This is a genomic window from Streptomyces aurantiacus, assembly GCF_001418335.1.
GTDB lineage: Bacteria > Actinomycetota > Actinomycetes > Streptomycetales > Streptomycetaceae > Streptomyces > Streptomyces aurantiacus.
Genome location: NZ_LIPP01000282.1, coordinates 1 through 13,596, shown reverse-complemented (window position 1 = coordinate 13,596; position 13,596 = coordinate 1). Strand labels below are relative to the sequence as shown.

Genomic DNA, 13,596 nt, shown 5'->3' with positions numbered 1-13,596 from the left:
GGGGTGTGGGTGGGGAGGTTGGTGGCTGTTTCGACGCAGTTGCCTTGGCCGCCGCTGTAGCTGCTGGCGCGCCATGCCGCTCCCGTGAGAGCGGGGGGTATGTGAGGGCTGGACTTCATGCTCGATACTCCTTGGCGATGCGGCGGATCAACGCGAGTGATTCCGTCGGTGGCAGTGCCGTGGTGCGAGCGTCGTCGAAGAGGCCGCGGTAGTAAGCGACTTCCGGCTCACGTTCCATCCAGATGTTGCCGGTTGGGGTCTCCGTCAGCACGAGGTCGAGCGACGTCACCTGGGGAAAGCTCAGTAGCAGGTACGGGCCGAACATACCCGAGTGCGCGCCGCGCGAGAACGGCAATACCTGGACGGTGATGTTGGGCCGCTCGGCCATCGCGGCCAGTTGCTCCAGTTGTGCGTGCATCACCGAGGGGCCGCCGACGTGCTGCCTGAGAACGCCTTCCGCCAGCACCGCCCAGAGTTCCATCGGCTCGTCGCCCGTGAGGCGTTGCTGCCTGGCGAGTCGCACCTGGACGAATTGGTCGATCTCCTCGGCTGTCCGCCAGGCGCGCGAAGCGACCGTCACCGCGCGGCCGTACTCCGCTGTCTGGAGAAGCCCGGGAATCAGCTGCACTTCGTAGGTCCGGACGCTGTCGCAGATGGCTTCGAGCTCGATTTGGTCCCGATACGAGTCCCCGAGGACCGAGCCGTACTGATGCCACCATCCTTCGCGGCGCCGCCGATTGGCCCGCAGAGCTATGGCGCCGAGACGGTCGCGTGTCTCTGGATCCTGCACCCGGTAGGCGTGCATGAGTGCTGCCAGGTCGGGTGTGCGGACGGGCACGTGCCCGTTCTCCAATCGGCTGATCTTCCCCTTGGTGCAGTCGAGGGCCTCGGCGGCTTCCGCCATGGACACACCTGCCTCCTCGCGGAACCTGCGGAGTTCATCGCCGAGTTGGCGCCCGAGCACGGTGGATGGTTTGACGGTAGGCATGTGCAATTGCCTATCAGAGGTTCGACCTGCTGGGCTCGACGATTACCTAAAAGAGTGAATCAAGCGTCATAGTGCCGTGCAAAATTGCGCCGATTCATATTGTTGCGGAACGCTGCACGTGGCGGCTCGGCAACTAAGTGTCGGCGCCGGGTGAGGAGGAGACCGGTGGGCGCGGGCTGTTGCTCGTGGAGGCGCTGGCTCACCGGTGGGGTGTGGATGAGCGCGAGGGCGGAATCGGGAAGACCGTGTGGGTCGAGCTGAAGGCGCCGGACCTCCTGGCCGAACCCGTCGCGAGGAAGGTCGCCGCGGTGATGGTTCGGCAGGGACAGTCCGTGCGCGCGTGGGGCGAGTGGCGGGCAGTCCGCAGTGTGCGCAGTGAGCAGTTCGCGACGGGTGGGCCCGCGATCGTGCTGGGGCTGGATGAAGGCCCGGCTCTACGGGTGCCCGCGACCGAGCCGTTGACCGTACGGGACGGTGGCGCGCCGGCTCCGGACACCCGGCCCGCCTTCTAGGACACCGCCTCGGCGCTCTCCTCGCGCCGTGCCGGGCGTCGACCCGTTCCGGACGGTCGACTCTGACGTGCTGGGCCGCGACGGCCGGGATTGCCGTCCTGTCGCATGTACGGTCGCCGAATAACCCTTCGAAAACAACCCGTTGGCACTGCTACCGTCACCGACGTGGCGAAACTCAATCAGATCATCGCGGTAGAGAAGGGCGTCAAGTCCAAGTCCCATCAGGACCTGACGGCTGCCCATCACGGGTTGCAGAAGCCGGCCCTGCTGGCCGGAATCTCGCGTACGTATCAGCCCAAGGACGAAGAGGGCGAGCAGTTGCCGCCCGAGTCGACCCGGGTGCAGGTGCAGACCGAGAACGTGCTGCGGGACACCGCTGCCACGCTGACCCGGCTGTTGGACGTGACCGCCACCAAGGACTGGGCCAACTGCACGGCCCGCGCGGACGTCAAGGTCGACGGGCGGGTGCTCGTCGCCGATGTTCCGGTGTCCTACCTGCTGTTCCTTGAGAAGCAGCTCACCGATCTCAACACCTTCGTACGGAAGCTGCCCGTGCTCGACGCCTCCGAGTCGTGGGTCCAGGACCCGTCGACCGACGCGTGGAAGACCGAGCCGGTACGGACGCTGCGGACGAAGAAGGTGCCGAGGAACCACGTCAAGGCCGAGGCCACCGACAAGCATCCCGCGCAGGTCGAGGTGTACTACGAGGACATCCCGGTCGGGTACTGGACGACCGTGAAGTTCTCCGGCGCCCTGCCCGCGCGGCGCGTCAACGAGCTGCTCGACCGGGTCGAGAAGCTGCAGCAGGCCGTCAAGTTCGCCAGGGAAGAGGCGAACAGCGCGGACGTCACCGACGAGCATGTCGGGGACGCTGTGTTCGGCTACCTGTTCGGGTAGCCTCATGAACTCCCCGGTCATCATTCATGAGGCCGGGGTGCGCGAGGAGCGCAAGCTGAACCTGAAGCTTGTCGTGACTGCGCGGTTCCAGTGGAGGTTCGAGTCCTCCTCGCGGCACCAGATCGACACCTGTACTGCTCGTACTGCTCGTACTAGGTGTCTTCGCGCCGCGGTAGCCCAACTGGCAGAGGCAGACCGCGCTCAATCTCAGACTATTGCTCCAGACTCAGCATTCGCCACCGATCGCCGGATCGACCGGACCCAGGCTCCGGGCGTCGAAATGCCGGTTCAAGTCCGGCCCGCACAGCTCGATGTGCGGTGGTCCAAAGGCAGGACGCGGCGACATCATACTGACCTGGGTTCTCAAGCGTGCCGGCGTGCCGCATGGGTGGCATCACAGGGTCCGGGGGCCGGCTACGCCCTCGGGCCCGCTCCTTTTCAAGCCTTTACAAGCCTTTTCAAGCGCCGTGTCGTGCTCGCGCTCGTGATTGCGTTCATAAAGAAGCCGGTCTTCCCTGGAATCGTCACACTGTGGAAACGCCTGCGTCCGCTTTTCTCCACGACCGCGATCTATCGTAGAGACGACCTACCACAGAGACGCAGAGACGCAGAGATGTAGAGACGGTCCAACCGTAGATACACCGCCCAGGCCGACGTCGCCCGAAGGCATGCCACCCGCAAACGCCCTCGTCCGACAGGAGCCCTGTGCCCGTGCCGCGACCGCTCTCCGCCGTGTCCCCGCCGTCTGCCGTCTCTGTCGGCTCCACCGTTCTGCCGCCCTGGCTCACCCACGCCCTGCGTGCGCAACGGGGGCCGGTCCCGTGGAACGCCGTGTTGCGTGGAGTGCTCGCCGCCGGGCCGTTGCTCGTCGTGGCCCTCCTTGTGGGGCGGGAGTCCCTCGGTGTCGTGGCCGCCCTCGGAGCCATGTTCGCCGGGATCAACGACCGGCCGGGGAGCCGACGTGTCGCCGTGCACCGGATCGGAGTGCCCGGCCTCGCGGGGGCCGCCGGGCTCGCCGTCGGTACATACGCGGGAGACGGTCTCGGAGCCGTACCGCTCACCTTGATACTCACCGGGCTCGGGCTGCTCGCCGGGGCCGTCAGCGCGGTGGGGCCCGTGGCGTCCGGGGCCGGCACTCAGTTGCTCGTCGCCGCCGCCATCGGGGCCGGGATGCCGTTGCCCGATCCCGGGTGGCAGCGCGCCCTGTTCTTCCTCGCCGGCGCCGGCTGGCTGATCGTGCTGCGGCTCGCGCTGCCCACTCCCGGGGCGCGGATGCTGGCCGGTGACTTCCGCTTCGACGGGGAGCGGGCAGCCGTCGCCGACGTGTACGACGCCATCGCCGAACTGCTCGCCGCGGTGGGCGGGGAGCGGGCCGGGGCCCGCCGGGCCGCGCTCACCGCCGCACTCGATCACGCCCAGGACGCACTCGCAGGGCCACGGCTGCGCCGGTACGCCAGTTCCGCGGCCGAGCGGCGGCTGCGGGCGCAGTACGCCGCCGCGCTGCCGCTCGCCGAGGCCGCGACCGCGCTGGCCTGGGCCGGGGAAGCCCTGCCTGCCCGTACGGGGGAGGGGCCGCGGCGGCTCGCCGACGCCGTGCGGACCGGGGCGCCCTGCGGACCGCTGCCCGCGCCCGCCCGGACCGTCCCCGGACTACGGGCCCTCGACGACGCGCTGCTGCACGCCGCCGAATCCTTCGACCGCGGCGGGGCCGACCGCGGCGGGGCCGAGGGCGGCGGGGCCGAGGGCGGCCGAGGCGGCTCGGCTCTCCACGGTGACCCCGGCAGGCATCCGCTCGGCCGCGGCGCCGAGCAGACCGTGCGCACGCGTCTGCACCTACGGCCCCCGCGCGCCAAGGCACTCCTGCGCACCGTCACCGGCAGCGGCGGACGCGAGTACGGCTTCCGCGTGGCCCTCTGCTACGGCGTCAGCGTCGCCGTCGCCCAGGCACTGCACCACGTGCACTGGTACTGGCTGCCCGCGACCGCCGTGTTCCTCGTCAAGCCGGATCTCGGTCCGCTCGTCTCACGCGTACTGAACCGGGCGGCCGGCACCGTCCTGGGCGCCCTCGTCTTCGCCGGGTTCGCGGCCGTACTGCCCCGCCCCGAAGGGCTCGTAGCGCTCGTGGCGATCAGCGCGGCCCTCATCCCCGTAGCCACCCGGCACTTCGCCGCCCAGACGGCCGTCGTCACCGTCCTCGTGCTCGCCCTCGTCATGGTCGGCGGTGAACCGCAGGCATCCTGGGGCCGCATCGGCGAGACACTCGCGGCCTGCGCGATCGTGCTGGTCGTCGGGCACCTTCCGGCGCCGGGACAGCGCGGCGGGAACGTACGGGCCAGGGTGGTCCTTGCCACCGATGCCGCGCACGCCTATCTCTCGCACGTGCTGAGCGCCGCCGACGACCGGGCCGCACGCTGGGCGCTGCGCCGTGAGGCATACCGGACGCTGGCCGAGGCCCGCGCCGCGATCGACCGCTCCGCCGCCGAACTCCCCACCCTGGCCCGCCACACGGCGGGCACCGACGAGGTCGCGGCCACTCTCGAACGCCTCGTGGACACCACCACCGCCTGCGCCGTGCATCTCGACGACACGGGACAGCTGACCCCGCGGCACACCGAGCGCCTCGCCACACTCCTCGACGAACTCGTGGACCGCCGGGAGCGCGCCGGGCTCGCGGCCTCCCCGGGCGTCCGCTCCTCGCGGCATCGGTCGTGAAGGGGTGGGCCGAGGATGCGGTTCTCAGCGCATCTCCCAGTGCATCTCTCAGGGCATCTCCCAACGCATTGTTGATCCGCCGTCGACCACCAGGACCTGCCCGGTCAGCGTGTCCGCGCCGTCGGAGGCTCGGAAAGCCGCAGTGTTCGCCGTGTCCATCAGCCGCCGTACCCACCCGGCGGCACGATCCCGCCGTACCGTGGCGGGATGACCTACGCCGCCGACCTCGTCATCACCGGGTGCACCGCCCTCGTGCACGACGAGCACGGGCAGGAGCGCGCGTACGAGCAGGGGAGTGGGTACGGAGAGGGGTACGGGGACGGGTACGAGCGGATCGGGTTCGTCGAGGACGCCACCATCGTCGTACGCGGTGGTCGTATCGAGTCGGTCACCACCGGACCGTCGCGACCGTCGCCGGTAGGCCTCCCCGCCGTCGAGCGCATCGACGCCCGTGGCCAGGTCGCGATGCCCGGCCTCGTCAACTGCCACACCCACGCCCCGATGGTCACCCTGCGCGGCATCGCGGAGGACCTGCCCATCGAGCAGTGGTTCAACGACGTCGTCTGGCCCATCGAGTCCAACCTCCAGGAGAAGGACGTGGAGTTGGGGGCGCGGCTGGCCTGCGCCGAGATGATCCGCGGCGGTGTCACCTGCTTCGCCGACCACTACTTCTCGATGGACACCGTCGCCGCCGTGATCGCCGAGAGCGGCATGCGCGCCAACCTCGGGCAGGCCTTCTTCTCCTCCCAGGGCGCCGAGGGCCGTGAGCGGTCGCTCGACTTCGCCCTCCGGCACCGCGACACCGCCGACGGCCGTATCACCACCTCGCTCGCCCCGCACGCGCCCTACACCGTGGACGACGCCGACCTCGCCGCGACCGCCCGGCTCGCCCGCGAACACGGCCTGCCCGTGCACATCCACGCCGCCGAGAACCGCGACCAGGCCGAGACCAGCCTTGCCCGCCACGGCCGTACACCGATCGAGGTCCTGGCCGGCGCGGGACTCCTCGACACCGACCTGCTCATCGCGCACGGCACCGGCATCATGGAGCGCGACCTGCCCGTCCTCGCCCGCGCGACCGGCCGGATCGCCGTGGCGAGCGCGCCCCGCGGCTACCTCAAGTTCGCCTGGCCCACGACCACTCCGGTACGGGCCCTGCGCGAACTCGGCATCCCCGTGGGACTCGCCACGGACGGGGCCGCCTCCAACAACTCCCTGGACGTATGGGAGTCCATGGCGCTCACCGCGCTGGTGCAGAAGTTCACCGAGGCCGACCCACGCCGGCTGACCTCACGGCAGGCCCTGCATCACGCGACACTGCAGAGCGCCCGCGCGGTCGGGCTCGGCGAGCGGATCGGCAGCCTCGCGCCGGGACGCAGGGCCGACATCATCCTGGTCGACCTGACAGGACCGCACACCCAGCCCGTGCACGACCTCGCGGCCACCCTCGTCCACAGCGCCCGCGCCGGCGACGTACGCACGACGATCGTCGACGGCCGGATCCTGATGCGCGACCGCGAACTCCTGACCCTCGATGTCCCGGCGGTCGTACAGGAGATGAACGAGCGCATGCCCGCCCTGATCGACCGGAGCCACGGCAAGCGCATCCAGGACTACGACAGCTAAGACAGCTAAGACGGCCAAGACGGCTAAGACAGCTACGACACCTGAGAAAAATTCTCCGCCCACCGATGAGTTCCGCTTCCTCCCTCGGTCCACCCCTGCGAAGGCACCGCATCGAAGGAGTACCCATGACGCTTCCGCGGATCGTGTCGCGCGAGGAATGGCGTGCCGCGCGCGAAGAACTGCTGGTCGGAGAGAAGGCCGCCACCCGGGCCCGGGACGCGCTCAACGCCGACCGGCGACGGCTGCCCATGGTCGAGATCGACAAGGAGTACGTCTTCGAGGGCGGCGACGGCAAGGCGACGTTGCTGGACCTCTTCGAAGGGCGGCACCAACTCGTCGTCTACCACTTCATGTTCGCGCCCGAGTGGGACGCGGGCTGTCGCAGCTGCTCGGCGTTCGTCGACCAGATCGGGCACCTCGCGCATCTGCGCGCGCGAGGCACAGAGTTCGCGGTGGTCTCCAGGGCGCCGTACACGAAGCTCCTGCCCTTCAAGGCGCGGATGGGGTGGACGCTGCCCTGGTACTCGTCGTACTGCAACGACTTCAACCACGACTTCCAGGCGTCGCTGGAAGGGGACGAGGACGGGGAGCTCTTCGAACGGCCGGGGGTGAGCTGCTTCCTGCGGGACCGGGAGCGGATCTTCCACACGTACTCGACGTACGAGCGCGGACTCGACGGACTCGGCTCCACCACGAGTTTCCTCGACCTCACGGCCCTCGGCAGGCAGGAGGAGTGGGAGGAGCCCAAGGGACGCGCGTCCACGCTGGGCGCGCCCGCGGGCAGCGAGCGCATCCGCTACCACGACGAGTACGAGGACTGAAAGGCCTGAGAGATGTCGCACGGTCGGTGTTGCAGGGTCATGTTTCGCGGTGGGTGTCGCACGGTCGGTTGTGACCCTGTGTCGACTACGTCTCAGTAACGTCACTTCGCGAGACCTTCACCCCATGATGAGCGTTTAACTCTTCAAGGGCTCTACAAAGCTTTTTGCAGGCTCTTGAGGAGAGGGCTCTTGAGGAGAGCAGCGCTACATGGAGGTGCGGAGTGTTGAACGGCAGAACGGTACTGGAGCGCTTTCCCGCCGGTGGGCCGCGTGGTTCGTGGCCCGCGGAGGAGTTCGCGCAGGCGCGCCGCCTGGAGGGGCAGCACGCCGAGGTCGTGATGGACCTGTCGACGGACACCTTCCTGGTCGTCGTACGGGACCTCGTCGAGTGAGTAGGGCCGGCCGTCGGGAAGCTCAGCCCACCTTGGGCGCCGGCACATGCGGCACATGCGGAACGTTCGGCACATTCGGTACATCCGTCGGGATCCGCACCGCGAACTGCTCGGCCTGCAGCCCGTACAGCTCGGCGTAGACGCCACCCGTGGAGAGCAGCTCGTCCGGAGTGCCGGACTCCACGAGCCGGCCCTGGTCGAGGACGTGCACCAGATCGGCGTGGCGCACCGACGCCAGCCGGTGCGTGATGAGAATGACCGTCTGACCGGTACCCGCGAGGGCCCGGATCTTCTCGAAGACCTCCAGCTCGGCGCGCGCGTCGAGAGCCGCCGTCGGCTCGTCCACGACCAGGATCGCGCCCCGCCGGTACGCCGCCCGTGCGATGCCCAGCCGCTGCCACTGGCCGCCCGACAACTCGTGGCCGCCGCTGAACATCCGGGCCAGCAGGGTGTCGAGGCCCCGCGGCAGGTCCGCCACCACCTCCTCCGCGCCGGCCTCCGTGACGGACTCGTGCAGCCGCTCGTCGGTGAGCGGTGCCGAGGTACGGCCGATCGCGACGTTCACCCGGGCCGTGAACGGCCACCGCTTGAAGTCCTGCGCCACCATCGCGATCCGCTCCGCGAGCCGGTGCCGGTCGGTGGTCGCCGCGTCCACGTCGTCCCACAGGATCCGGCCGCGCTGCGGTGCGTACAGGCCCGACAGCAGCTTGACCAGGGTGGTCTTCCCGGAACCGTTCTCCCCGACGAGCGCCACGATCTTGCCGAGCGGCACGCTGAGCGTCAGGTCCGACAGAGCGGGCCGGGCCGCGCTGCCCGGATAGGTGAACGTGACGTTCTCGAAGCGGATCTCACGCGGCTCCGCGGGCAGAGCGGCGCCGCCGACCGGGATCGTACGCTCGGCCGCCTCCACGTGCAGGCGTTCCAGATCCCCGACGAACAGGGCCTCCTCGTGGAGGGTGTTGACCTGGAGGACGAGTGTGTCGAGATTCGCGGAACCCGTACGGACCGCGATGACCGCCGTGCCCGCCACGGACAGTGCCATCGCGCCGGCCAGCAACAGCCCGCCGAGCGTCGCGTACGTCGCCACGGTGGCCAGGCCGGTCCAGGTGGCCGCGATCAGACCGGTCCGTGCCTCCAGGCGGGCGAGGCGGGTCTGCTCGGTCTCGGAGGCCTCCGCCATCGCGCGGAAGTGCCGTAGCAGGAACGGGCCGACGCCGTGGACGCGGATCTCCGGCGCGGCTGCGGGCTCGGTGAGCAGGCCGCTGATCAGCCGGCCGGCCCGGGCGTGTTGCACCCAGGCGTGGTACGAGGCGTACCGGCGGCGCGCTATCGTCAGCGCGCTCCACGCGCTCGGCAGCGTCATCGTCACCAGCAGGGGCAGCAGCGCCGGGTGCAGCACGGTCAGGACGCCGGCCGCCGCGATCAGTGAGATGCCCGCGTTCACCACGTGCGTGGCGATCGCGATCATCCGCCGCGCGGACGAGGCCCCGTACTGCGCGGTGTCCAGCAGTTTGTGGAAGGCCTCGTCCTCGATCGCCGACAGTTCGACGGTCGCGGCCCGCTCCAGATACAGCTCCGTCGCGACGCGCTCCACCTTCGGTTCGAGCCGGCCGGTGGCGTACGTCGAGGCGGCCCGCAGCAGTGCGGCGAGCAGCAGTACCACGGTGACCGCGACGAGCGCGGGCACCGCGTCCCGCAGCCGGTCCGCGACCTGGCCGCCCGCCAGCAGGCGCCCCAGGACGCTGTTGACCGCCAGGAGGCTCACCGCCTGCGCCAGACCGCGGCCCACCTCCGCGGCCAGGACGACACGCGCGGCTTGGCGGTCCGCCTGCCAGGCCAGCCGGAAACTGGACGCGAGCAGTGCGGGCAACCGCGTCACCATGGCGCGGAGGTTCAGCTCCATGAACGCGTTGGAGTGCTGCGACCAGCCCGTGTCGTAACGCAAGGGGCCACCGAACAGCAACCGCTCGGACTCGGAGGGCTCGGGCCCGTCCGCGCCGGGTATCTTGCCGGCGGAATTCGACGATCCCGTCGGCTTCGCAGATCTCACCGATGACCTCCCCCGATCGTGGACGAACGGCGAACGGCCACTATCGCGGTGCCGGACGCCGTTGGGCAGGGCGCGCGCCCGCTCCGGCACGGCGTAACCGGAGCACGCCCGGGCGGTTGCGGCCCGCGTGCGTGCCCTGCCCGGGAACACGTGCTTCCACGCACCGGGGCATCGGGGATACCTGGCGTATTTGTGCCTGCGGTGCCGGAGGAGTCTCTACGGCGCCGGGGGAGTCTCCGCGACGAACGTACGTACGGCTCAGGCGCTGACCGGCCGGGACCAGGCCGGCGGCGTCCCGGTCACCCGGCACAGCGCCAGGTAGAGGGGGATCGGAGGGGTGTACGGAAGCGTGCCGTCCGGTGTGTGGATCAGTCCGGGGACGCTGGGCGAGGCGGGAACGAGCGCCCCCGTGGCGTAGTGCGCCGGCGCGGGCCACTCAAGGGCGACATCGGAGTCGGAGGGCACGAGCCACCACCAGTGCGTGCTGTCGGCGTACACACAGCCGACGCGCGGCAGCCGGGGCATCAGCAGCGGGCCGAGTTCCGCGGGCACGGCCACCGCGTCACAGCCGAGCGGGGCCCGCATGCCCTCCGGCACGGTCAGCCGCCGCGACGCGCCCGGAGCTGACGCCGTCCGGTCCTTCCGGCCCCGCTCGACGCGGACCAGTGTGTCCAGACTCAGCACCCGTACCCCCCGCACCCGTGACGCGGCACCGGCCGAGGTAGCCCTCACAACCATTCAGCCCCCGTCCGTGGTCCGCGTGTGCTCGGTCGCGTACTGCTCGGTTCCGTGCCGCCCGGTTCCGCTCTGCCCGGACCCATGGTGCCCGGACCCATGCTGCCCGGACCCGTTCTGTGTCCCGGATGGTGGCGAGGAGCCGGCTGGGGCCGGCCGGCTCCTCGCACCCCAGCCCAGGTCCGACCGCGGTTCGGCGCCGTTGTTCGCCGACCGCGGCAGATCCGCCCAGACCAGAAGTCCGGGACCGGTTTCCTGGGCGCCCCAGGCAGTACACATCGCCGCGACGAGAAGCAGTCCCCTCCCGTGCTCCTCCTCCGGACGCTGTGGCGACGGGTGGGGCTCACCCGGCGCACAACCTTCGTCACGGACTGCTATCCGCACCAGGTCGTCGCCGTCGTGCAGCTCGCACACCACATGGCGGCTCGCCGTGTGCACGATGGCGTTGGTGACCAGTTCGGAGACGACGAGCTCTGCCGTGTCGCAGGTGTCCTCGCAGACCGCCCAGCCCGTCAGACGGGCACGCGTCAGGTGTCGGGCCTGTGCTGCAGAACCCGGATGTGCGGCCAGCTCGAAGCGGAACCGGCGCTCGGTTGCCGTGTCGGGGCGTACCCCAACAGTGGCACCAAGACGGGACCGGTCCTCGGCGGCGTCTGTTCCTAACGGCGCGGACGGAATCACGTTTGCCACTATCTCCCCGTCGTGAACACTTGGCAAGTGTCACTCTGAAATTTGCAGAGTGCAGTGTTCCGGGCAGTATGGCCATGGCACACTGCTCGGAACAGCACGTGGAGCGGCGTCAGTTGGGTACTCGCAAGGGGCCTGAACGGGCGCCGCCCCGGCTGTCAGGACACAAGTGGAGGTGGACGTGAGCGAGCCGCGGTCCGCGCCGACGGTCGGGCAGGTCGTCCTCGGGCGGCGCCGGCTGGACCTGCGCGAACGCGCGGGACTCAAGCGTGAGGAGGCGGCACGCATACTGCGTGTCACCGCCGCCACCGTCCGCCGTATGGAGATGGCCGAGGTCACGCTCAAGATCCCGTACCTGCAGCTCCTGCTGAAGTCGTACGGGGTCTCCGACGCCGAGGCCGAAGCGTTCGTCACGCTCGCCGAGGACGCGAATCAGCCGGGCTGGTGGCAGCGGTTCCACGACATCCTGCCGGGCTGGTTCTCGATGTACGTGAGCCTGGAGGGCGCGGCCGCCCTCATCCGGTCCTACGAACCCCACTTCGTCCCCGGAGTGCTGCAGACCGAGGAGTACGCGCGTGGCGTCATGCAGTCCGGCGCCATCGGCCAGACCAGACCCGAGGACATCGAGCGCCATGTGGCGCTGCGCATGCAACGGCAGGAGCTGCTGACGCGCGAGGGCGCGCCACGGTTCTGGGCCGTGATGGACGAGACCGCGTTCCGCCGCCCGGTCGGCGGCCCCGAGGTCATGCGCGGCCAGATCGACAGGCTGCTTGAGGCCACGAAACTGCCCAACGTGACCCTGCAGATCGCCCCCTTCTCGGTGGGGCCGCACGCGGGTACCTACGGGCCCTTCGTGCTGTTCCGCTTTGCCATGCCCGAACTGCCGGACATGGTCTACAGCGAGTACCTGACCGGCGCCGTCTATCTGGACGCGCGCACCGAGGTGGCAACCCACCTTGAGGTCATGGACCGCATGGCGGCGCAGGCCGCCACGGCACATCGCACGAAGGAGATCCTGCTGGATCTCCGCAAGGAGCTGTGAATGGATCGCATCAAGTCCCGGATACGCCTCGCGCGGATCTACAACGGCATGCCCGCCAGGGAACTCGGCAGCGAGGGCTGGCACAAGCCGTGGAGCGGGGGCAACGGTGGCAACTGCCTGGAGGCCATGAAGCTCTCCGACGGCCGGATCGCGGTTCGTCAGTCGGCCGACCCGGACAGTCCCGCTCTCATCTACACCCCCGGCGAGATGACCGCGTTCATCGAGGGAGCCAAGGCGGGGGAGGCGGACTTCCTGCTCTCCTGAGGTCGCTTTCCCTCACGAACGACACCGGTGACACGAGCAACGTGAACAATCTGAACAATGTGAGCGATGAGGGTGCCCAACACGCCCAGAACGCACAGGGCGCCGCCGGGAACAACGCCTGCACCGCTTCGGACAACGCTGCAAATACCGCTTCAGACACTGCTTCAGACACCGTTTCAGAACCAGGACCACATGCGCCGTGGCGCGTCCACGAGCCGGCTCACCGCCACCACCGGTAGCGGCGGCTGCTCGGCCCGGCTCGGGCCGAGGCTCAGCGCGTAGTAGATCTGCTCGATCGACGGCGGTCCGACCGCGAGGTTGCGGCGGACCGCACTCGACGGGGACTTCTGCCCGGCCTGCACGAGGTACGCCGCGGCCATCGCCCCCGTACGACCCACACCCGCCCCGCAGTGCACGAACACCGGCCCCGGGGCCGTACCGACGACGCCGAGGAAGCGGCGTACCTGGTACGGCGTCGGGGTCTGCCCGTCCCGTACGGGCAGCCGTACGACATCCAGACCTGCCTTGTGCGGCCCGGCGAGCTGGGCGGCGGACAGGTCCTCGGCCCGCAGGTCGACCACGGCGCTGAAGCCGAGCCGGGCCAGCTCCCGGTAGCCCTCGGGGGAGGGGGCCGCGCCGCGCCACAGATCCCCGGCGGCATCCACGGGTTGGAAGTGGTGGATCCCCCGCACCGAACGGGTCCCCTCCGGCGGCGGAGTCTGTTCGCGTGTCCAGTACGACAGCGCGACGATGCCCAGCGCACCGGTGGCCCACAGGGCCAGGTAGCAGAGACCGAGGGCCACGAGTGTGCGCAGCAGTGTTCGGCGTGTTCGGCGCAGGGGGCCGCGGGGACGGCCGGTGGGCAGGGTG

General features: G+C 69.9%; 14 protein-coding genes. 8 read left to right on the top strand and 6 right to left on the bottom strand.

The genetic code is table 11. The annotated features are described in order from the left end of the window. Window positions 1–119 (bottom strand): DUF397 domain-containing protein (locus tag AOK01_RS41860; protein ID WP_157871555.1); only part of this gene is annotated, 119 nt, incomplete at its 3' end. Beyond that, window positions 116–988: a helix-turn-helix domain-containing protein gene (locus tag AOK01_RS31200; protein WP_055517540.1), complete on the bottom strand. Its 873-nt coding sequence runs from the start codon at window positions 986–988 to the stop codon at window positions 116–118. The genes AOK01_RS31200 and AOK01_RS41860, both read right to left, overlap by 4 nt. A 137-nt stretch (window positions 989–1,125) precedes the next feature. On the opposite strand from AOK01_RS31200, the gene AOK01_RS31195 reads away from it, so the two are divergent. The 6 genes from AOK01_RS31195 to AOK01_RS43055 all read left to right on the top strand — a co-directional run bounded on the left by AOK01_RS31195 (window position 1,126) and on the right by AOK01_RS43055 (window position 7,948). Then, window positions 1,126–1,500, top strand: coding sequence for an ATP-binding protein (locus AOK01_RS31195; protein ID WP_245702494.1), 375 nt, complete (start codon window positions 1,126–1,128; stop codon window positions 1,498–1,500). A gap of 165 nt (window positions 1,501–1,665) precedes the next feature. Beyond that, a complete protein-coding gene (locus AOK01_RS31190) occupies window positions 1,666–2,397 on the top strand; it encodes a DUF7873 family protein (protein WP_055517538.1) in 732 nt (243 codons plus the stop codon). Window positions 2,398–3,108: 711 nt separating this feature from the next. Further along, window positions 3,109–5,109, top strand: a complete 2,001-nt coding sequence (locus tag AOK01_RS31185; RefSeq protein ID WP_245702493.1) for an FUSC family protein — start codon at window positions 3,109–3,111, stop codon at window positions 5,107–5,109. Between the two features lie 207 nt (window positions 5,110–5,316). Further along, window positions 5,317–6,735, top strand: a complete 1,419-nt coding sequence (locus AOK01_RS31180) for an amidohydrolase (protein WP_055517536.1) — start codon at window positions 5,317–5,319, stop codon at window positions 6,733–6,735. Window positions 6,736–6,860: 125 nt separating this feature from the next. After that, window positions 6,861–7,556, top strand: coding sequence for a DUF899 domain-containing protein (locus AOK01_RS31175; RefSeq protein ID WP_055517535.1), 696 nt, complete (start codon window positions 6,861–6,863; stop codon window positions 7,554–7,556). A 224-nt stretch (window positions 7,557–7,780) separates the two neighbouring features. Further along, a complete protein-coding gene (locus AOK01_RS43055; RefSeq protein WP_107099971.1) occupies window positions 7,781–7,948 on the top strand; it encodes a hypothetical protein in 168 nt (55 codons plus the stop codon). Window positions 7,949–7,970: 22 nt separating this feature from the next. Here the strand turns inward: AOK01_RS43055 and AOK01_RS31170 are convergent, their stop codons facing one another. The 3 genes from AOK01_RS31170 to AOK01_RS41850 form a co-directional block, all read right to left on the bottom strand. Then, window positions 7,971–9,851: an ABC transporter ATP-binding protein gene (locus tag AOK01_RS31170; RefSeq protein WP_245702495.1), complete on the bottom strand. Its 1,881-nt coding sequence runs from the start codon at window positions 9,849–9,851 to the stop codon at window positions 7,971–7,973. A 405-nt stretch (window positions 9,852–10,256) separates the two neighbouring features. Further along, the gene (locus AOK01_RS31165; protein WP_055517533.1) at window positions 10,257–10,736 is read right to left on the bottom strand and encodes a hypothetical protein; all 480 of its coding nucleotides are present in this window, start codon (window positions 10,734–10,736) and stop codon (window positions 10,257–10,259) included. Then, complete coding sequence (locus tag AOK01_RS41850; RefSeq protein WP_359395527.1) at window positions 10,737–11,414, bottom strand: ATP-binding protein; 678 nt, start codon at window positions 11,412–11,414, stop codon at window positions 10,737–10,739. A 187-nt stretch (window positions 11,415–11,601) separates the two neighbouring features. Between AOK01_RS41850 and AOK01_RS31155 the strand changes: the two genes are divergently transcribed. Next, window positions 11,602–12,462 carry a helix-turn-helix domain-containing protein gene (locus tag AOK01_RS31155; protein ID WP_055517543.1) on the top strand — a complete coding sequence of 287 codons (861 nt, stop codon included), beginning with the start codon at window positions 11,602–11,604 and terminating at the stop codon, window positions 12,460–12,462. Beyond that, window positions 12,463–12,726 carry a DUF397 domain-containing protein gene (locus AOK01_RS31150; RefSeq protein ID WP_055517529.1) on the top strand — a complete coding sequence of 88 codons (264 nt, stop codon included), beginning with the start codon at window positions 12,463–12,465 and terminating at the stop codon, window positions 12,724–12,726. It abuts the gene before it with no gap. 176 nt (window positions 12,727–12,902) lie between these two features. On the opposite strand, the gene AOK01_RS31145 is transcribed toward AOK01_RS31150, so the two are convergent. After that, window positions 12,903–13,596, bottom strand: a 694-nt coding sequence (locus AOK01_RS31145) for a protein tyrosine phosphatase family protein (RefSeq protein WP_425424773.1), incomplete at its 5' end; no start/stop codon positions are given.